This is a genomic window from Metapseudomonas otitidis (genome assembly GCF_900111835.1).
In the GTDB taxonomy this organism is placed as follows: Bacteria; Pseudomonadota; Gammaproteobacteria; order Pseudomonadales; family Pseudomonadaceae; genus Metapseudomonas; species Metapseudomonas otitidis.
Window position 1 is genome coordinate 44,303 of the sequence record NZ_FOJP01000020.1, and the last position, 20,188, is coordinate 64,490.

The following is a 20,188-nucleotide window of genomic DNA, read 5'->3' on the forward strand; positions in this document are numbered from 1 at the left end:
CGGTGGCGGTGCGAGTGGCGCGATCTTACGGCAGGCGGGCGGCCGGGGCCCGGCCGCAGGTCACGAATCGCAGGCTCAGCTGAGCATGAACAGCGCGGCGCCGCCGAACTGGGCTTCCAGCTGGTCGGCGGGCATCGGCCGGCCGAAGAGGAAGCCCTGCACTTCGTCGCAGCCGTGCTCGCGGAGGAAGTCGAGCTGGGCGTGGGTCTCGACCCCTTCGGCGATCACCGCAAGGTTGAGGCTGTGGGACATGGCGATGATGGCGCGGGCGATCTGCGCGTCGCGCTCGCCGTCGGGCAGGCCGTCGACGAAGCTGCGGTCGATCTTCAGCACATCGATGGGGAAACGCTTGAGGTAGTTGAGCGAGGAGTAGCCGGTGCCGAAGTCATCCACCGCGATGCACAGGCCGAGGCGCTTGAGGTTGGCGAGGATCTCCATGGCCTCGGCCACGTCGCGCATGAGGATGCTCTCGGTCAGTTCCAGCTCCAGGCAGGCGGGCGGCAGGCCGCTCTCGGCGAGGATGCCGGAGATGCGCTGGACCAGTTGGCCGTCGGCGAACTGGCGGGCGGAGATGTTCACCGAGACCTTGGGCAGGCGCATCTTGCGCTGGTGCCAGGCACGCAGTTGGCGGCAGGCCTCGCGCAGGACCCAGTCGCCGACTTCCACCACCAGGCCCAGTTCTTCCAGCACGGGGATGAACTCGCCGGGCGGCACCAGGCCGCGCTCGGGATGGCGCCAGCGCAGCAGGGCCTCGACGCCGGTCAGGCGCTTGCCGTCGCCGGAGAACTGCGGCTGGTAGTAGAGGACGAACTCGCGCTGTTCCAGGGCGTGGCGCAGGTCGCTCTCCAGCTCCAGGCGCTCCAGGGCGCGGGCGTTCATCTCGGCCTGGTAGAACTGGAAGTTGTTCTTACCGCGTTCCTTGGCGTGGTACATGGCGGTGTCGGCGTTCTTCATCAGCTGGCTCGGCTCGTGGCCGTCCTGCGGGCCGAGGGCGATGCCGATGCTGGCGGTGACGAAGAATTCGCGGCCTTCCAGCACGAAGGGCCGGGCCAGGCGCGAGAGGATCTGCTCGGCGACGGTGATGGCCCGGTTCAAGGCCGTCTCGCGCCCGGTGCAGGGCGACAGCAGCAGGGTGAACTCGTCGCCGCCCATGCGCGCCACGGTGTCGTCGTCACCCACGCAATCGGCCAGGCGCACGGCCACGTCCTTGAGCATGCGGTCACCGGCGGCGTGGCCGAGGGAGTCGTTGATCGGTTTGAAGCGGTCCAGGTCGAGGAACATCAGCACCACCCATTCCTCGCGCCGCTCGGCGTGCTGCAGGGCGGTGTGCAGGCGCTCCTGGAACAGGGTGCGGTTGGGCAGCTGGGTGAGGGCGTCGTAGTAGGCGAGGCGGTGGATGCGTTGCTCGCTGGCCTTGCGCTCGCTGATGTCACTGAAGAAGCACACGTAGCTGACCAGGTCGCCTTCCTCGTCGTGCACGGCGGTGATGCCGACCCAGGCGGGGTAGTGGTCGCCGGCGCGGCGCTTGAGCCAGATCTCGCCCTCCCAGCTGCCGCGCTGGTTGAGCTGGCGCAGGATGTAGTCCAGCTGGGTGGCCTGCTGGCGGTCGGCGGTGAGCATCGAGGGCAGCTGGTCGAGCATCTCGGCGGACTGGTAGCCGGTGATGCGGGTGAAGGCTTCGTTGACCTGGACGATGTAGCCGGCCGGGTCGGTGACCAGGATGGCCGAGGTGGAGTGCTCGAACACCGTGGCGGCCATGCGCAGGTCCTTCTCGGCGCGGCGCTGCTGGCTGATGTCGCGGCCGACGCCGAGCAGGCCCTCGAAGCGGCCGTGCTCGTCCCACATGAGCATGATGCGCAGCTCCACCGGGATCTTGCGGCCATCGGCGCGCAGGCAGTCGAACAGGAACAGTTGCGGCGGCAGCTGGCTGCGCAGTTCCGCCAGGCGCTGGGGGTCGCCCAGGGCGTGGTTGACCTTGTCCATCAGCACGAACAGCGAGGCGAGCTGGCGCGGGTTGGCCACGGTGCCGTTGAAGCCGTGGTCGATCACCCATTCCGGGCTCAGGCCCAGCACCGGCTGCACCGAGGGGCTGATGTAGTTGAGCTTCAGTTCGCGGTCGCTGGTGAAGATGACGTCGCTGATGCTCTCGGCCAGCAGGCGGTAGCGCCGCTCGCTGTCGCGCATCTGTTCGCTGGCTTCGATCTGTTCGGTGATGTCCTTGGCCACGCCGATCAGCCGGCTGACCCGCCCCTGGTCGTCGCGGGTCAGGGCCTGCTCGCGGATGTCGAACCAGTGCCAGCTGCCGTCGCGGTGGCGCCAGCGCAGCAGGCATTGCAGCAGCTGCCCGTCGCTGACCACCTGCTGCAGGCTGCGCATGCGGGCGTACTGCTCCTGGTCGTCGGGGTGGAGGATCTGCTCCCAGAAGTGCTCGCCCATCTCGCGCAGTTCACGCGCGCTGTAGCCGAGCTGCTGGCCGAGGCGGTTGTTGCTGAGCATGACCCGGCGTGCGCCGATGTCGTGCACGTAGAGGGTGTCGGGCACCGCCAGCACCACGTCGGACCAGAAGCGCTCGCGCTCGATCAGCGACAGTTCCATGCGCTTGCGGCTGGTGATGTCGCTCATGCTGAGGGTGACGGCGTGCAGGTCCTGGATCATCTCGGGCATGCGCAGCACCACCCAGAGGTGCCGTTCCACGCCCTGGGGCGTGACGATGCGGGCTTCCAGCTCCAACTGCTGCTGGGTGCCGAGCACGGCGGCGATGAGCTGCATGCGCATGCCGCCGGGGCGCAGTGGGCGGTCGCCGATGATCAGTTGCCAGACCTGGTCGGCGTTGCGTGCACCCAGCAGGCGCAGGGCGAACTGGTTGACCTCGGTGACCCGCAGGCGCTGTTGCAGCGGCAAGTGGCGCTCGGGGTGGTCTTGCAGCCAGTGCTCCAGGGCCTGGGCGTCGCGGATGCCGTTGTGCAGCAGGTGCTCGCGCAGGCTGGCGAGGTCGAGCACGCAGAGGGCGACGCCGGTGCCTTCGAAGATTTCCTGGTAGCGCCGACGGGTTTCCTGGAGTACCCGCAGGGCTTGCTGCTCCTCGGTGACGTCACGCAGGACCCAGACGTAGCCGATGAGCTTGGCGCCGTCGTTGAGGTCGCTGCGGGTCACGGTGAACAGCCGCTGCACGGTGCCGACGCTGACCTGCACCAGGTCGGGCCCGAGGTCCTGGCTGTAGTGGATGGTGTGCAGCAGCAGCGGGTCGAGGTTGGGCAGCAGGGCCAGTAGGTGGACCTGCTGGGCGTCCTCGCTGCTGAGGCCGAACATGGCTTCGGCCTGGGCGTTGAGGTAGCACACCAGGCCGTCGGTCCAGGTCACCACCACGCGCTCTTCGATCACCCCGAGGGCGCTGGCGGCCTGGCGCAGGGAGCGCCGCGAGGCGTCGTTGAGGGCCTTCAGGCTGCGTTGCTCGCGTTGCAGGACGAACAGCGCCAGCAGGGCCATGGCGGCGCAGACGGAGAACAGGGCGAGCTTGCCGATCAGTTCCGGCAGCATCGTGGCGCGGGCCTGGCGCTCGTCGTACAGGGCGCGCAGTTGCCAGTCGCTGTTGGCCAGGGGCAGTTGGGCGAGGGTCTGGGCCTGCTCTTCGGCGGTGAGGGGCACGCCGGTGGGTTTGCTCTGGTCCGCTTCGGTGCCGCCGTGGATCAGTACGCGCTGGTTGAGCCGGTCTTCCAGCAGCCAGCCGCAGCTCAGGCCGCGCTCACGCAGCCAGGCCTGCAACGTGGAGGCGTCGAGGCGCAGCGCCCAACTGCGCCCCTGGCCGTCGTGGAGCAACAGGTAGATCAGTCCGCCGGACTCGGGGGTGAAGGCGAAATGGTAGGGCTGGCCGGCGCTTCGATGGGCCAGGGCGGCGATGTAGAGGCTGTCGTCGCTGCCAGGGGCGCTGTCGTCGAGCACGCCACCCCGGGGCGAGACCCGGACGATGCTGTGCATCTGCGGATAGAGCACGTGGAGGCTGTCGAGCAGGGCCGGTTCGCTGATCTCGCGGCCGCTGTACTGCAGCAGGGCGAGTCCGGCCTCGGCCTCCTGCTCCATGGTGCCTTCCAGCTGGCGCGCCAGCTGCACGGCGAGCGTGCGGTCGTACTGGCGCTGATCGGTCTGCAGGCGGTGGTACTCCTGCAGCAGTTGCCAGAACAGCAGCCCGATCATGATCACTACCAGCACCCCGAGCAGGCCCTTGACCGAGCGCTGCAAGGCGGGCCCCTGGGGCTCTCCGGGCGCGCGGTGGGTGAGGGCGGGCGACATGTCGGGCACGGGGCAATCCTGATCCATCGGCGTGAAGGCCGAACGGGCTGGTCGGGGTTGTCTGGGGAAAGCGGGCTAGCATGCCTGGGGTTGCGGCAAAGTGCCAGCACAGCCGACGAGCGTCCGGCGGGCCGCGAATACTGGCGCGCCACGGCGGGAAATGCCTTCGGCTGGCGTGCGAACGGGGCCCCGATCAGTCCTCTTCGTCGCGCGCTACCGTCGTTCGGACGTTGGACGCGGTAGACGGGCCGGTTGTTCCCAAGGTGGGGTGCCGGCGTTCCGGCCAGATCTGTGCCGGCGCCAGTTCCAGGAGCGCAGCGATGGCGCGTTCGACCCGGGGATAGGGCTGGCGCTTGGCGTTCTTCACTGCTGCGCTGGAGACTCCGAGCTGGCGGGCCACCTCCGCCAGGCTGTGGCCGCGAGCGCGTAATTGGTATTTGACCCACTCCCAGCGTTCGTCCTCGTTATGGGGGATATCGAGGGGTAGCGAGGCGGAGTGCGGCGGTTGGCCGAGGTAGGCCAGCAGGTGCTGGTGCAGGGCGGGTTGGGCTGTGCGTAATGGCCGCTCGAGGGCGGCGCGGGGGAAGTGCAGGCGGTTGTGCAGGCGCTCGAACGCGATAGGGCAGGCGAAGGCCTGACGGTGGAGCCGTTCGTCGTCCGGTGCCGGGTGGGCGAGTTCGAGGCGCAGGGCCTGGGTCGGCGGGTGGGTCAGCGGGGCCAGGGCATTGGCCAGCAGGGCCAGGAAGAGTTCGTCGAATTGCCGGGTGCTGGCCGTTCCCCTGGACAGCAGGCGGAAGTCGACCACCAGGCCACGGGCATCGAGCCGCAGGTCGAGCCGGGCGGGGGTGACGAGCGAGGCCAGGTGGCGCTGGGCGCACATCAGCGCTTCGCCGAAGGTATTGGCGCTCTGTACTGCCAGGCCGTAGAGGCCGAGTGCGCACATGTCCAGCAGGGTGCCCTGGTGCAGGCCGATCTGGGGGAGTGGGCCCTCGTCGGCACGCTGCAAGAGGTGGAGAAAGTCATCCAGGGACCAGTGCGAGTCCGGCAGCAAGGCGTCCGGACCATGTCCGAGCGCCTGGGCGAGGGGAGGAAGTAAATGGCGGCAGCCCAGCAGCAGGCTGGCGGCGATCACCCGCCCCTGGGTCGTGTCGGTCATCGGCATGTCAGTAATAGATGAGGGTGAACACTAACGCGCCGTTGGCGAGACCGGCGTTGAACGGTTCGTTCAGCCTTAGATAACGCGCGCTGTAGGGAAAGGCGTACGACTGCCCGGGGGTGTCCGTCAATGCCAGCACGCCTCGTACCACCCGATTGTCCAGAGGCGCGGGTCCCGCCTGCCCTTCGAAACGCTGGCGCACCTCGATGGCCACGCCCTGGGCGCTGTCGGGGCCGGGGCTCAGGCGCATCAGGCCTCGGGCGGCGTCCACAGCACCGTCGCTGGGGCGCAGGGCGATGCCGATGTCGTTCTGCTGCCAGCCGGCCTGGCCGTCGAAGAGTCGACGGGTGCCATGGAACGGGGGGCAGTTGACCAGCCGCACGGCGAAGTCGACCCAGGGTGTGGCATCGCCCGGCTGGGCCAGGGCGCTGGCGGGGAACGTGCCGAGGGGCACGTCGACGTCGGTTGCCATGCAGGTGCTGCTGACGAGGTTGAGGCTGCCGCTCAGCTCGGTGCGCCCCAGTTCGCTGTGGCCGCAGTAGAGCGCCAGGGCCGGTAACTGGTCACCGGCCAGCGTGCCGGGTTGCAGGGTCGGCTCGGTCTTCACCAGTTGCAGGATCACGGCCGAGCCCCGCGCGGTGGCCAGGGCACCGCCGTCGGGGGCGCTGTAGCGCACGCCGACGCCGGGCAGGTTGGTCTGGTACACCGGTGACTCGGCCGAGCGGGCGTCCTGCCAGAGGGCCTGGGCGGGGCGCGGGGTGAGGGCCAGGGTCAGGGGCTGGCCGCTGCCGTCGTCAGCCATTTGGGGCACCGGCAACCATTGTTCATAGAGGACGGTGCCGATCGGTGCAGCGGGTGGTTGACTGATGGCGGGCGCGCCAAATGGCACCTGGCGGCTGGCTGCCGCGGGGGCCGGGCAGTCGGCCACGGCCACGAGCGGCAGCAGGCCGATGAGCAACAGGGAGAACCAGGCGGTCAGGGCAGGGGGAGACAGGTTCGGCATGATCGGCTCCGGGTCAGGGGTGGCAGGTGAGGTCGCGGGGTGGTTCGTCGGCGGCAGGCAGCGGTTGTGGTACCGGAAGGGTGCAGTGCTGGTCTGCCCCAGGGCCCCAGTTGGCCCGCAGAGCGCCGGGCTCGTCTTCCAGGCGCAGGTAGATCAGCCCACCCTGGCCAACCACGCCCAGGGCTTGGCCCTGTTCGTCCTGCAGGCTGGCGCCGAAGGGCAGGGGCGCTCCGTCGGGCAGCTGGCCCCGGGCCAGCAGGACGCTGCCAGAACGGGTGGGAAACTTCACCAGCACCACGGCGCCACTCCGGGGGGCGATGCGTTGCTCGGTTTCTTCGAACTCGACGCTGTCGGCGGCACCGGCGGGGTCGAGGATCAGTTCATTCATCTGGTAGGGCTGAAGCCCGGCGACCACTGCCTGGCCTTGACTGTCCAGGGCCAGGCCAGGTTGCTGGGCGACTCGGGCGCCGGTCCCGCCCGGAGCCACCAGTACGGCGAAGGTGTCGCCCTGCATGGGCGTCAGGGTGATGCCTTCCGGGTGGGCCAGCAGGCTGCCGTTGAGGCCGAGGGCGGTGGTGCGGTAGCCGTCGCCCTGGCTCAGTGCGCCGCTCAGTAGAGCCCGTGAGGATTGATAGCTTCCGCCGAGGCTGCTCGCAGTCGAGCTCTGGCTATTGCGGCTGGTGGTCAGGGTGTAGGCCAGTTGGCGGGACTCACCTGCGCTGCCGCGCAGGGACAGGCGTTCGTCGTGGGTGCCATCGCGGCGCCGGGTGAAGGCAGCGGAGAGGCTCTGGCTGCCGCCGAAGCGGGCACCCAGCGGGATATTGAGGCTCAGCCGCGTCTGGCCGTCGGGTTGGCCCTGGGCGTCGCGCGCGCGGACCGTGTCCAGGCTGAGGCTGAAACGACGGAAACGATGGGTATAGCCGACCTGGTACTGCCGCGCCCAGCCTGGGGTTTGCCAGTCGCGTTGCAGCAGCAGCCCGGCGTTGAGCTGTGCATCCTGGGTGACGTCGAGGGTCAGGGTGGCGCTGGCCCTGTCGCGCAAGCCGGCTGGTCGGGTGTTCGCCTTGAGCGGGGTGGGTTGGTCCTGGCGACGGGCTGCACTGGCCAGCGATTGGTAGCCCGGTGTTGGAGCATGGCGCAGTTCCAGGGCCATGGCGGGGCCTCCGGTTGGCCAACTGCGGGAGAAGGCCAGGCCCAGGCTGTTGCCCGTTTCGTCCTGGCCATGGATGTGTGCCTGGCTGCGGGTAAGGTCGGCTGCGAGCGCGCCCAGTGGCGTGTTGAGTGCCGCCCCGATCATGAGTGCGGTGTAGTCGGGGCTGGCCTGGCCTCCTAGGTAGGCGGTGGTGTGATTGCTAACACCGCGTCTGAAAACGCCATCGATCACCATTGGCTGGCGCTTGAGCGTGGCATCACGCAGGCGGCCTGCAGCCAGGCTGAAGCGCACCTGGCCGGGCCTCAGCAGTTCGACGGCAGGGCTGTATGGCAGGGTGAAGCGTTGCTCGCTGCCGTCTGCTTCGAGGACCCGTACCTCCAGATCACCACCGCGTCCGGGGGGCGTGAGGTCATCCAGTTCGAAGGGACCAGGGGCGACGTTTAGCTCCTTCAGCAGGGTGGTGCCCTGCCAGACTTGGATGCGTGCCTGGGTTCGGGCGACACCACGGAACACCGGGGCGAAGTTGCGCTGGGAGTAAGGCAGCATGCTGGCATCGCTGCGCAAATGGACGCCGGTCAGCGGTACGCCGGGGAGCAGTTGACCGCTGCTGTTGACTTCGCCGACCTCCACCTGGCTGCCCCAGTCGTCCAGGTCGTGCTGCAGGTAGGTGGCGGCATTGCGATAGGCGCTGGAAACATCGCTCTGCCAGGTCTGGGAGCCCTGGTGGCGCAGGCGCCAGCGGCCCAGGTTGAGGCCGCCGTCCAGGCTGAGAAACAGGTTGTCGCTGCGGCTGCCCGTCTGTTCCTGGCGACTGGCGTTGAGGTTGTAGCCGAGAATGGCGGCGGTCACGCCTGCGTCCCACAGGGTCCGGTCCACATAGTCATAGGCGTTGCGGCGCAAGGCGAACTGGGGGATCTGCAGCTCCAGCACCAGCTCGGCCATGTCGAAGCGCGCCTGGGCGCCGTCCACCTGGTCTTCCAGGCGGCCGCAGGTATCGGGCTCGATGGAGCGCAGGTGGGCAGGGTCAGTGCCGATGAGCTGGAGCAGATCCGGCTGCAGGCAGGGAAAGGATCCTCGCGTATCGGTCGTCACTTCGATCTCGCGCCGCAGGGCTATCCGTTCGTTCAGGCGGATGTCCACCGTGTAGTGCCCTGGCACGACTGGGGCTTCGTCTTCGAATTGGCTGAGGTCGAAGTTGCGGGCCTCGGGGGGCAGGAAGGAGTCGTCGAAGATGACGCGCTCATCGGTGTGGCCTTGGCTTGTCAGAGCCAGCATGCCCCCGAGCAGCACTGCAGGTGGCAGGCAGCGGCAGGACCGCTGCGGGGCGTGGCACATCGAGCGTCAGGGCGACAGGCGGGCGGTATGGGTGGCGTCTGCTCCGAAGTCGTTGATGACCTTGAAGTCGATGGAGGTGTCAGCGGAGCCGGGTACCCGTTGCTTCAGTGGCAGGCGCAAGGTGTCCTGAGGGGCGACCATTGCCGAGCCCTTGTTCAGTGTGACCTCCTGCCCACCCAGGCGGATGTCGACGAAGGTGATGTGGAACGCGCCGCGGTTGGTGCATACCAGTTCATCGCCTTGCACCTTCCATTGCAGGTTCTGGATTCCGGACTCAAGGGATCCAAGGCCCTTGGGGCGATAGAACAGCTTGAGACGGCTGGCAAAGGCCATTTGCAGCTTGTTGGTGGCGGTGCCCTCCGCCGGCTTGGGTGGCAGTTCAAGCACGTTCAGCCAGAACAGTGATTCGCGGTCCTGAGGCAGGCTTTGCTCGATCAGGCGGATGCGCAGGCTCTGTCCCTTGCCGGGGTTGACCCGGGTCACGGGTGGCGTGAGCAGGAAGGGGCTGCGGGCCTTGGCGGCGTTCTCGATGTTCGGGCTCTGGTCGATCCAGGCTTGGGTCAGCGCGGGTACATCGCCGTTGTTGGTGAGCTGGACGGTGATCTCGCGTTGTTCGCCGGGGTAGATCACGCGGGTGCCGGTGATGACAATGCCGGCCTGGGCGAAAGCAGGTGCGAGCATAGCGAGCATGCCCAGCCAGATGTGGATGCGTTTCATGTGGACTCGAAGCACTTCACGGAAGGTAGGAAAGGCAGGCGTTGCGCCTGCCTTCCTGTGCGTCACGGATAGCCGATTACGTAGAGAGCGGTGGCCTCGACGGCGCCCGGCTCGACGATGTCCTTGGCGTAGTAGCGCACCTTGTAGGTGGCACTGCCCTGGCCGGCGTTGAGGCTCATGATGGTCGGGATCTGGCCACTCAGGTCGACCGGAGTGCCGTTATTGTCAGTCAGCTCCAGAGCGACGTTGGTCGCTGCGCCCGTGGAGGCGATATTGCTCAACTGGTCGCCATCCAGGTAGGCCGAGGTAAACAGCACATCTGCCGAGCTGGCGTTGGTCTTGCAGTCCTTGAGGCTAATGACGAACGGGGTATCGCCAGCGGTCTGGCCTGCGATACGCAGCAGGGCGGCCTGGGTGTCCGGCAGGGTCACGGTGGCCGCGCCCGGGGTCGGGACGCCGTTCACTGCCACGGTGCAGGTTTTCTCCAGGATCTTCCCGGTGAAGTGAATCTCAGCGCCGTCGGCGTCGCTGTATGCGTAGGCGGACAGGCTGGAGGCAGAGAGCGCCAGGACGGCGGCGGAGGTTACGAGTTTCCTGATCATGTTGCATTCCTTGAGTGTTAGGAGAGACCTGCCCCGTGGCCTGGGAGGCCGCGGGGCAGGTGCGCAACATGGTAGAAAGCGTTCCCTGTGGGACGCTGGCCGCCATCGCGTAGGTGGGTGAGATGGCGTTTGGGGAATTCGGCTATCACCTTGGACATATCGGTAAGCGAAGGCGGTCGAGGCGATACGTGGCGGACGTGCGCGTGCGGCGTTTGCACAACCCCAGGGGAGCTAATAAGCTGACGCACTTTCCTATTCATTCCGTCTGCGGCCAATGGCTTGCCACGCAAGCCATTGGCCCGATTCCACACGTTCAGCGAGGTCAAACAGTTTGGCTCAGTACGTCTACACCATGCATCGGGTCAGCAAGGTCGTGCCCCCTAAGCGTGAAATCCTCAAGGACATCTCGCTGTCCTTCTTCCCCGGCGCCAAGATCGGCGTGCTTGGCCTGAACGGCGCGGGTAAATCCACCCTGCTGCGCATCATGGCCGGCGTCGACACCGAGATCGACGGCGAAGCCCGCCCGATGCCGGGCATCAAGGTCGGCTACCTGCCCCAGGAACCGCAGCTCGACGCCAGCAAGACGGTCCGCGAGATCGTCGAAGAGGCGGTCGGCGAGATCAAGCAGGCTCAGGCCCGCCTGGACGAGGTCTACGCCGCCTATGCCGAGCCGGATGCCGACTTCGACGCCCTGGCCGCCGAGCAGGCCAAACTGGAGGCCATCCTTCAAGCCGCCGACGGCCACAACCTGGAGCGCCAGCTGGAAGTTGCCGCGGACGCCCTGCGCCTGCCGCCGTGGGACGCGAAGATCGAGCACCTGTCCGGTGGCGAGAAGCGCCGCGTGGCGCTCTGCCGCCTGCTGCTGTCGGCCCCCGACATGCTGCTGCTCGACGAACCCACCAACCACCTGGACGCCGACTCCGTCGCCTGGCTGGAGCACTTCCTCCACGACTTCCCCGGCACCGTGGTGGCCATCACCCACGACCGTTACTTCCTCGACAACGTCGCCGGCTGGATCCTCGAACTGGACCGTGGCCACGGCATCCCCTTCGAGGGCAACTACTCCGGCTGGCTGGAATCCAAGGCCAACCGGCTGGCCCAGGAAGCCAAGCAGGAAGCCTCCCACGCCAAGGCCATGAAGGCCGAACTGGAGTGGGTGCGCCAGGGCGCCAAGGGTCGCCAGGCCAAGTCCAAGGCCCGTCTGCAGCGCTTCGAGGAAATGCAGTCCCAGGAATTCCAGAAGCGCAGCGAGACCAACGAGATCTACATCCCGGCCGGTCCGCGCCTGGGCGACAAGGTCATCGAGCTGCACAACGTCACCAAGGGCTACGGCGATCGCGTGCTGATCGACGACCTGTCCCTGAGCATCCCGAAAGGCGCCATCGTCGGCGTGATCGGCGGCAACGGTGCGGGCAAGTCCACCCTGTTCCGCATGCTCACCGGCAAGGAGCAGCCGGATTCCGGCCGTATCGAGATCGGCGAGACCGTGCAGATCGCCAGCGTCGACCAGAGCCGCGACAGCCTGGACGGCAGCAAGACCGTGTGGCAGCAGGTTTCCGATGGCTTCGAGCAGATCAAGATCGGCAACTACGAAGTCCCGTCCCGCAGCTACGTCGGCCGCTTCAACTTCAAGGGCGCCGACCAGCAGAAGTTCGTCAAGGACCTCTCCGGTGGTGAGCGCGGTCGCCTGCACCTGGCCCTGACCCTGAAGCAGGGCGGCAACGTGCTGCTGCTCGACGAACCGTCCAACGACCTCGACGTGGAAACCCTGCGCGCCCTGGAAGAGGCGCTGCTGGACTTCCCCGGCGCCGCCATCGTGATCTCCCACGATCGCTGGTTCCTGGACCGTATCGCCACCCACATCCTGTCCTACGAGGACGACGGCAAGGTGACCTTCTTCGAAGGCAACTACACCGAGTTCGAAGCGGACCGCAAGAAGCGCCTCGGCGAGGCTGCTGCTCAGCCGCACCGCGTGCGCTACAAGAAGCTGGCCCAGTAAGCCGGCAGCACCACGAAAAACGGAGCCCTCGGGCTCCGTTTTTCATTCCGGGGGCGCTTACTTCACCTTGCGGCTCAGGTCCTCCAGGCTGCGTTGCAGCTGATCGATGCGGCTGTCCTGGCTGTCCACCTCACGCTTGAGGCCGGACAGGTCGCTGGAGGAGGAGCTGTTGCGCTTGGCATCCTCCAGGCCACGCTGCAGCTGGTCGATGCGGTTGTCCTGGCTCTCCAGCTCGCGCTTGAGGCTGGAGACATCGCTGGACGACGAACTGCCACGCTTGGCGTCCTCCAGGCTGCGCTGGAGCTGATCGATCCGCCCCTTCTGGCTGTCCAGGTCGCGCTGGACGTTGGACAGGTCCGACGAGCCGGTGGTGCGCTTCACCTCCTCCAGCTGGCGGTTCAGGGTGCTGATGGTGCTGGCCTGGTCGCTGACCTGCCGGGTCAGCTTCTCCAGGCTTTCCTGGGTTCTCTTCAACTGCTCCTGCATCTTCTCAAGGGTGTCGATGCTGATACGGGATTCCTTCAGCGTTGTGCCACTGACCGGGTTGCGATCGACCGTAACCAGGTTGCTGTAGCTGCTGGACGAACTGCCGACCTCGATGCCCGCCTGAGCCGCCCCGGCAAGACCCGCCAGGACCAGGGCGGCCAGGGAAGCGGTGAAGGGGCGGACAGAACGCTTGGGCAAGCTGGACATGAACAGGTGCTCCTGAGTGGGTGCCGATATGGCACATCGCTATGACTGGAGCGCCGGGGTGCCGTTCCGTTTGTCGGGAAGGATCAGTTGTATCCAATCATGACGGCCGCTGACGACACGACGGCAGTGGAACGCCGAGCCGGTTTCCCGGTGTCGTGAAAACGTCACTTTATGGTGCTGGAAGCGCTCGAAAAAAGTGCAAAAACGCAAGAATCCAGTGGCAAGGGTATCTGCCGGAACAGAGCGTTCGGAGCGTAGGTTTATGGCGTGTGGCGGTGGGGATTTACAGCAAATGCACCAAAAAGTTTCATCAATGCGTCATTTTGCCCTGTTTATGTGCCGGATCGCTTGCTAGAGTCTCGCGCTACCGATTGTCCACAAAAGAAAAATACTGGTGAGCATCATGACTCCTTCCCTGGACCTGTTCCTGCAACGGCTCAAGCAACGCGACCCCCACCAGCCCGAATTCCACCAGGCGGTGGAAGAGGTCCTGCGCAGCCTCTGGCCCTTCCTCGAAGCCAACCCTCGTTACCTGCGCGACGGCCTGCTGGAGCGCCTGGTCGAGCCCGAGCGCGCCATCCTGTTCCGCGTACCCTGGGTCGACGACAAAGGCCAGGCCCAGGTCAACCGTGGCTTCCGCGTGCAGATGAGCAGCGCCATCGGCCCCTACAAGGGCGGCCTGCGCTTCCACCCGTCGGTCAACCTCGGCGTGTTGAAGTTCCTGGCCTTCGAGCAGGTGTTCAAGAACTCCCTCACCTCCCTGCCCATGGGCGGCGGCAAGGGCGGTTCGGACTTCAATCCCAAGGGCAAGAGCGACGCCGAAGTGATGCGCTTCTGCCAATCGTTCATGAGCGAGCTGTACCGCCACATCGGTGCGGACCTGGACGTGCCGGCCGGCGACATCGGCGTCGGCGCCCGCGAGATCGGCTACCTGTTCGGCCAGTACAAGCGCCTCTCCAACGAGTTCACCTCGGTGTTCACCGGCAAGGGCCTGGCCTACGGCGGCAGCCTGGTGCGCCCCGAAGCCACCGGCTACGGCTGCGTCTACTTCGCCCAGGAAATGCTCAAGGGCCAGGGCCGTGGCTTCGACGGTGCGCGTGTGGCCATCTCCGGCTCCGGCAATGTGGCGCAGTACGCCGCACAGAAGGTCATGGAACTGGGCGGCAAGGTGATTTCCCTGTCCGACTCCGGCGGCACCCTGTTCATCGAAGACGGCCTGACCCCCGAGCAGTGGGATGAGCTGATGGAGCTGAAGAACGAGCGCCGTGGGCGCCTGGAGTCCCTTCAGGGCGCCGGTTTGCGCTTCCTGCCCGGCGAGCGGCCGTGGAAGCTGGCCTGCGACATCGCGCTGCCCTGCGCCACCCAGAACGAACTGGACGCCGAAGACGCCCGCACCCTGCTCGCCAACGGCTGCATCTGCGTGGCCGAGGGTGCCAACATGCCCTCCACCCTCGAAGCGGTGGATGCCTTCCTTGAGGCCGGCATCCTCTTCGCCCCGGGCAAGGCCTCCAACGCCGGCGGCGTCGCCACCAGCGGCCTGGAGATGAGCCAGAACGCCATGCGCCTGCACTGGACCGCCGGCGAAGTGGATCAGCGCCTGCACGGCATCATGCAGAACATCCACCACGCCTGCGTCCACTACGGCGAGGAAAACGGCCGGATCAACTACGTGAAGGGCGCCAACATCGCCGGCTTCGTCAAAGTGGCCGACGCCATGCTGGCGCAGGGGCTGGTCTGACACGACCCACCCGCACCCAGACGAACAGGGGCAGCCAATCGGCTGCCCTTTTCATGTCGCCCTGACTGCAAGGGCTGTTTGCTGAAACGGACCGTCCAACCCGCACATGGGGCTCGCACTCAATCGCTGTGCCCACCCAGAGCGCGTGCGGCTGCGCGGTCCTTGTCCCGCTTCCACTCGTCGTCGCGGTCTCGCGTCACCTGCTCGCGGAACTCCCGCAACTCCTGGCTGCGCATCTGCTCCTTGCACTGCTCGAAACCGTCGCCCCAGCCCTCGGCGTAGGTGCGGTCGCGCAGGTAGCGGGGCACGTCCTTGCGGAACTCGCCGGTGATCGCCCCGGCGGCCTGGCGGCCGCTGCTGCAGCCGTCCTGGTAACCGTCGGCGAACGCCGGTGGATAACCCTGGGCAACCAGGTAGTCATGGGTGGTCTCGCAGCCGGCGAGAAGCAGGGCCGCGCAGAGCAGGACAGGCAGGGTGGCGCGCATGCACGCCATGGTGAGCTCCCATGCGCCGATAGGGCGGGCGCATTCGCCGGATGGTCGGGGCGCGGACCGGGTCCGCGCGCCCATTTTCGGCAGCGGGATGTCGTCTTTTCGTCAAGACGCCGTGAGCGTGACGTTGTGGAAGTCCTCCCGCTCGCTCTGGATCAGACAACGCACGGGCAGGAATTGTTGGATCACCTCGATGTTGCTGGTCAGGTGGTCGCTCAGCACGCAGGTGCTGAACTGCCCGCCGCCGGCCAGGGCCATCGGCAGCAGCAGCTGGTCGGCCAGGTACTCCGAGGTGGCCGCCCCGCTGGTGAGCCAGGCCTGCAGCGGCCGGATCGCCAGGTCCGCCACCCGTTCGGCCGACAGGCGCGTCTGGCCCAGGGCGCAGAACAGCTCGGTCACCGCCTCGCAGCCCACCTTCAGCAGCAAGGCATTACCCGGTCCCATGTCGGGTGCGAGGTAGGCGCGTTTCAGCGCCTCCTCCGGCCAGTCCAGGCGCATCGCCACCTGGCGCAGCTCGCGCTCACCGACGTGGTGCGGGATGTTGGCCAGCACGGCCGTGGCTTCCTGCTCGCGTACCTCGCCGCGTGCCGGCAGCGCCAGCGGGCGCAGCTCGCCCGGCTGCACCTGCAGCGTCACCTCGCCACCGCCGGCGGGCATGAAGCCGTGGCGCAACAGCTTCATCTCCACCTGGGCGCCCATGCGGCGCAGCAAGGGCAGCCAGGCATGCTCGATGAAGTCCGCCGGCGGGGCCAGCGGGTTGTGGGTGCCACCGCTTATCCACAGGCGAGCCGGGCTGTCGGCGAACAGCAGGGCCGGCAACAAGGTCTGCAGCACCAGGGTGCAGCTGCCCGCACTGCCGATGGCGAAGCGGTAGTCGCCCCCGCGAATCTTGCCGGGAATGAAGGTCAGCTCCATCGAGCCCAATTCGGCCCCCTGGGTGCGTGCGCCACAAATCTGTGCAGAGGCCTGGACCGCCGTCAGGTGCTGGCGCAACAGGCCCGGACGACCGCGCTGCTTGCGAATGTTGCGGATGCGCATCGGGCGGCCGGTGATCATCGACAGGCTCAGCGCGCTGCGCAGGATCTGGCCACCGCCGATGGCGCCGTCGAGTTCGAGAAAATCCGTGTTCATGGTTCGGTGTTCCAATCAGTTGTTCGTGCCCGGCGCTCTGGCCAGGCCAATGGTGCAATGGGTTGCGAGTTGTACGTCGTTTGCCTGCTCACAGCGCCCTTATCAGCGCCGAGAGCTCTTCCTCCGGCATCAGCTGCTGGCCACGCAGGCTCTCCAGCCGTGCCTTGAGGTGGGTCGTGCTGGTCCAGTTGACCAGTCTTTTCTGCCTGTGGCGCCACGCGCGGAGCGCCTGCAACCAGGGTTCGCGTGATGCTTGCGGCGCCTCGCAGAGCCCGTCCAGCAGTGCCTCCAGCTGGGCGTGGGTGGGGAGTATCCGGCTGAGGCGAAGGCTGCCCGCCATGTCGGTTGCGGCAAGGCGTGTCATCGCGGCCCGGAGTGCGGGTTCGAACGCTGGATGGCACAGGCGCTCCAGGCCCTGCAGCGCTTCGACGACCACACCCGGCGCGTTGTCAGCCAGCAAGGCGAGGCAGGCATCGCCGGCCTGCTCCGGAACCTGCTCCACCAGCACCTGCAAGCCCTTGCGGCGGACCGAGGGCAAGGGCGAGGCGAGCGCCTGGCGGGCCAGGGGCACGGCCTCCTCCAGGCGCAGCTCGGCGGCCTGGCCGAGCACGCCGTGCCAGCGCGCCCTGTCCACCGGGACCAGCACCAGCGCCCGGCGTACCACGGCCGCCGCATCGACACCGTGGCGCGGCGCGGCCCAGCGGGCCAGGTCGCGGACCGATGGCGAGACGTCCAGCAGGGCTGTTTCCAGCCAGCCGTGCAGTTCCGGTGCATTGGGCTCGGCCTTTATCAGCGCGTACAGCGCCCTGGCGCGCAGGCGGCCGTTGCGGTCCGAGAGGGCCAGCCGCCAGAGCGGTGCGGCGGACTCCGCCGGCAGGCGACCCAGCCTGTCCATGACCCGGGCACGCAGTGCCGGATCGGGGTGCTTCAGGGCCTTGTCGATCAGCTCGGTATCCGGCTGTTCTTCGTTTGCCAGGGCGTCGAAGACGAAGCGGGCTTCCTGGCCGCGCAGGCCTGGCAATGCCGCCCGCACGCTGCCTCGCAGGGCGGGCTCGCGCAGGCGCGCGCGGATGCGCTCCAGGGCCACGCTGTGGTCGGCGCGCTGCTTGCGCTGCAGGTCCAGCAGCAGGTCGAGGTTGTCCAGCAGGCTTTCGGCCGTGGCGTTGGGTTGCCGGTGCTCCAGTTCGGCCCTGGCCAGTTCGCGCAGGCTCGCCACTGGGTCGTTCAGGCAGACGAGGCAGTAGGCGAGGGCGGTTTCATCCTCGCGCTCCAGCTGGCGACGCAGCACGCCCTCGCGGATGAAGCCGTTGCGTTGCAGCGGCAATTCGCGGGCCGTGATGACGGTCCCATTGGCCAGTACGGTTTCGGCCTCGTCCAGCCGGTAGCGCAGCCAGTCGGTGTACTCGCCTGCGGCCTGTCTTACGCGTAGCTGGTCCCGCCAATGGGCGAGCCATTGCGTGGTGTTCATTGGATGCTCCTTGGACGGGGATGGTCCATCCGTCTCCCGCCGGCTTACTGCGTCGGTGCGGGCGTGGTCGATAGCTGTGCCAGCGGCACGGTCTCCGGGCGCAGGGTCGCTGCGCACGCGTGCAGGCGGGTGGTTTCCGCCTGGGCTTCGGCGTCGCTTTCCGCCACCTGTGCCAGGGCGTAGCGGGCCGCTGCCGGCGCGCCGGTATCGATGACCGCATAGGGTGCCAGGCAGCCTTCCTGCTGGTCCCGGGCGGCCATGGCGCTGGGGTGGCGCTCGGCGACCACGGCGCGCAGGGCCGGCGAGGGCGCTGCCATCGCCTCGGTGAAGGCCGTGCGGTCCGGGTGCCAGATCAGGCTGCGCGTCTCCAGGCGGTCCGCTGCGTTCAGCGCGGCGGCATGCTCGTGCACCAGCAGTACCGGGCTGTCGCCCGTGGGGGCCAGCACCCAGCTCTGGTTCGGCCCCGGGGCTTCGTCGTGGGACCAGGCCAGGTGCGGGCCCTGGGGCGTGGCGAGGTACAGGGCGTGATGGCGCTTGGGGTGCTCGAAGCCGCCCATCTGGCTGACCAGCAACGCGGGTGTGCCATCCGCCAGCCGCAGCAGGCGAGCGGCCGCGCTGACCTGCCCCTCTTCCTCGCCGGTTATCCACACCCTGGGCGCCGCGCCAGCCCCCAGGGGCGTGCCGGCGCCGTACAGGGGATCGGGCGCTGCCTGGCTGGCTGGAGCCGCTGTCGCTGCCCAGTGCAGAGCCACCGTGGTGCCGTGTGGGCGGCCGTCTTTCAACAGGCGCAGCTCGAACGGGCAGGGCGCGGTGGTGCAGGCGGGCAGTGACAGCTCGTAGGCCGTCGTGGCGTCCAGGGGGAGGGCGTCCAGCACCTGGCGCTCCTGGGCGGCGAGGCCGCTGGCCAGGCCCAGGAGCAGCAGGCCGGTGAGGGGTTTGAAGTCCATTTCAGCTGTTCTCCATTGATGCGATGGCCTCAGGTGGCGTGGGTGTGCACGCAGTGACGCATGAATTCATCCAGCAGGGCGTCGTCCCCCTGGCCGCGCGGCAGTTGCGGAGCTTCGCCGGCGCGGGCCAGTTGGGCCTCGATGAAGGCGTGCAGCACCTCGCGGCGCGGGCCGTGGGTGGCTTCGGTGGCGGCACGCTTGAGCTGCAGCAGCTCGTCGATCTCCGCCAGCAGCGCCGGGTCGTCCAGGGTCACCAGCAGGTCCTCGAAGGGCATCGGCGGGCGGCCACGGCCTTGGTCGAGCCAGCGTACCGCCAACAGCGGGCGCAGGACGTAGAGGTACTTCTTGAAACGCACCTCTTCGCCTTGCAGGTAGCCGCGGAAGTTCTTCTTGGCCATGGACAGGTAGTGATGGCGCACGGCCCGGGGCGACCAGAAGGCTTCGGCCAGTTCGCGCAGGCGCGCGGTGGCGGCGTCGTCCTGGCGGTAGACCAGGGGCGAGTCGAGCCACTCCAGCAGCGTGGGGTTGGAGTTGCGCAGCAGGCGCAGGGCCTTGCGCAGTTCCCAGCCGCTCACATCCAGCTCGTCGTCCAGCGGGCGCTCGATCACGTCGCGCGGCTCGCGTACCTGCAGGTACCAGTCGGGCTGCTCGACGTAGACGAAGCGCACATCGTAGTCGCTGTCGCTGGAGGCGAAGCCCCAGGCGCGGCTTCCGGATTCGCAGGCGTAGAGCACGGTGACGTTGCGCTCGCGCTCGACCCGTTGCAGTTCCTCCAGCACCCGCTCGCGCATGGCGGCGGGGAGGGGATGGCGGTGGTCGCTGGTCATTGCGTTTATTCCCTTACTGCTTCAGTCGGTGGTGCTGGCGGCCAGCGCGCTGAGTGTTCGTCGTCTTGGGTTGTACAGGGTGAGGCACCAGATGCCCCACCATTCCTTGCCGTCATCGAAGTAGCGGCTCCAGGTGCTGCGCTGGGGCTCGTGGTCGGCATTGCCGACCCAGTCCAGCACCTGCATCCCCTCATCGGCGTGCAGGCGCAGGGCCTCACGCCATTCGCGGAAGTCCGCCACCTGCAGCGTGCTGCCATGGGGCGGGTCGATCAGGGCCCGGTACAGCGGCCCGTCGTCACGGGCCAGTTCCTCTATACGAGCGATGTCCAGGGCTTGTGGGCGGGCCTGCGTCAGGTCGGGGCGTATGTCCAAAGGCTGGTAGGCGGCGTACTGCGGGTGCTGTTCCACCAGCTTGCAGTGCCATTCCTGAGCGCGTGCATGAATGTCTTCGAACAGCACCCGCAGCGCATCGCGGTGCTCAGCCTCGCCGGGGCGGGCGGTGGCATCCAGGCTCAGTACAACGAAATCGAAGACGCTGCCGGCTTCGTCGAGTCGGGCCCGCAATTCGGTGACCCGGCGGTTTTCCAGTTTCTGCAGCATCAGCCGCTCTCCCTCAGGGTCGAAAGGCGTTGGCGGGGCAA

At 67.6% G+C, this 20,188-nt stretch carries 15 protein-coding genes; 2 read left to right on the forward strand and 13 right to left on the reverse strand.

The window, feature by feature from the left end:
• Nucleotides 1–75: 75 nt before the first annotated feature.
• The 6 genes from BM198_RS23835 to BM198_RS23865 all read right to left on the reverse strand — a co-directional run bounded on the left by BM198_RS23835 (nucleotide 76) and on the right by BM198_RS23865 (nucleotide 10,253).
• Complete coding sequence (locus tag BM198_RS23835; RefSeq protein WP_455709727.1) at nucleotides 76–4,191, reverse strand: sensor domain-containing protein; 4,116 nt, start codon at nucleotides 4,189–4,191, stop codon at nucleotides 76–78.
• A 289-nt stretch (nucleotides 4,192–4,480) separates the two neighbouring features.
• Nucleotides 4,481–5,443, reverse strand: coding sequence for an AraC family transcriptional regulator ligand-binding domain-containing protein (locus BM198_RS29420; protein WP_167368488.1), 963 nt, complete (start codon nucleotides 5,441–5,443; stop codon nucleotides 4,481–4,483).
• Nucleotides 5,444–5,450: 7 nt separating this feature from the next.
• On the reverse strand, nucleotides 5,451–6,446 hold the full coding sequence (locus BM198_RS23850; protein ID WP_074972956.1) for a fimbrial protein: 996 nt from the start codon (nucleotides 6,444–6,446) through the stop codon (nucleotides 5,451–5,453).
• Nucleotides 6,447–6,459: 13 nt separating this feature from the next.
• Complete coding sequence (locus BM198_RS23855; RefSeq protein ID WP_074972958.1) at nucleotides 6,460–8,874, reverse strand: fimbria/pilus outer membrane usher protein; 2,415 nt, start codon at nucleotides 8,872–8,874, stop codon at nucleotides 6,460–6,462.
• 66 nt (nucleotides 8,875–8,940) lie between these two features.
• On the reverse strand, nucleotides 8,941–9,651 hold the full coding sequence (locus BM198_RS23860) for a fimbrial biogenesis chaperone (RefSeq protein ID WP_074972959.1): 711 nt from the start codon (nucleotides 9,649–9,651) through the stop codon (nucleotides 8,941–8,943).
• A 62-nt stretch (nucleotides 9,652–9,713) separates the two neighbouring features.
• Nucleotides 9,714–10,253, reverse strand: a complete 540-nt coding sequence (locus BM198_RS23865; RefSeq protein WP_074972962.1) for a fimbrial protein — start codon at nucleotides 10,251–10,253, stop codon at nucleotides 9,714–9,716.
• Nucleotides 10,254–10,584: 331 nt separating this feature from the next.
• Between BM198_RS23865 and ettA the strand changes: the two genes are divergently transcribed.
• A complete protein-coding gene (ettA, locus tag BM198_RS23870) occupies nucleotides 10,585–12,252 on the forward strand; it encodes an energy-dependent translational throttle protein EttA (RefSeq protein WP_044410459.1) in 1,668 nt (555 codons plus the stop codon).
• 57 nt (nucleotides 12,253–12,309) lie between these two features.
• Here ettA and BM198_RS23875 read toward each other — a convergent pair whose 3' ends face one another.
• The gene (locus BM198_RS23875; protein WP_074972964.1) at nucleotides 12,310–12,945 is read right to left on the reverse strand and encodes a hypothetical protein; all 636 of its coding nucleotides are present in this window, start codon (nucleotides 12,943–12,945) and stop codon (nucleotides 12,310–12,312) included.
• 403 nt (nucleotides 12,946–13,348) lie between these two features.
• Here BM198_RS23875 and gdhA point away from each other — a divergent pair, with 403 nt between their 5' ends.
• The gene (gene gdhA, locus BM198_RS23880; protein ID WP_044410853.1) at nucleotides 13,349–14,683 is read left to right on the forward strand and encodes an NADP-specific glutamate dehydrogenase; all 1,335 of its coding nucleotides are present in this window, start codon (nucleotides 13,349–13,351) and stop codon (nucleotides 14,681–14,683) included.
• 119 nt (nucleotides 14,684–14,802) lie between these two features.
• Here gdhA and BM198_RS23885 read toward each other — a convergent pair whose 3' ends face one another.
• From BM198_RS23885 to BM198_RS23910, 6 genes are all read right to left on the reverse strand, one after another.
• Nucleotides 14,803–15,177 (reverse strand): hypothetical protein, encoded by a 375-nt coding sequence (locus BM198_RS23885; protein WP_044410453.1) that lies wholly within the window; start codon nucleotides 15,175–15,177, stop codon nucleotides 14,803–14,805.
• 102 nt (nucleotides 15,178–15,279) lie between these two features.
• Nucleotides 15,280–16,305, reverse strand: coding sequence for an RNA 3'-terminal phosphate cyclase (gene rtcA / locus BM198_RS23890; protein ID WP_074972965.1), 1,026 nt, complete (start codon nucleotides 16,303–16,305; stop codon nucleotides 15,280–15,282).
• Nucleotides 16,306–16,393: 88 nt separating this feature from the next.
• Nucleotides 16,394–17,773, reverse strand: a complete 1,380-nt coding sequence (locus tag BM198_RS23895) for a hypothetical protein (RefSeq protein ID WP_074972967.1) — start codon at nucleotides 17,771–17,773, stop codon at nucleotides 16,394–16,396.
• A gap of 44 nt (nucleotides 17,774–17,817) precedes the next feature.
• Entirely contained in the window at nucleotides 17,818–18,720 is a 903-nt protein-coding gene (locus BM198_RS23900; protein ID WP_074972969.1) for a hypothetical protein, read from the reverse strand.
• Between the two features lie 29 nt (nucleotides 18,721–18,749).
• Nucleotides 18,750–19,547 carry a nucleotidyltransferase domain-containing protein gene (locus tag BM198_RS23905; protein ID WP_074972971.1) on the reverse strand — a complete coding sequence of 266 codons (798 nt, stop codon included), beginning with the start codon at nucleotides 19,545–19,547 and terminating at the stop codon, nucleotides 18,750–18,752.
• 21 nt (nucleotides 19,548–19,568) lie between these two features.
• Nucleotides 19,569–20,147, reverse strand: coding sequence for a hypothetical protein (locus BM198_RS23910; protein ID WP_074972973.1), 579 nt, complete (start codon nucleotides 20,145–20,147; stop codon nucleotides 19,569–19,571).
• Between the last annotated feature and the right edge of the window lie 41 nt (nucleotides 20,148–20,188).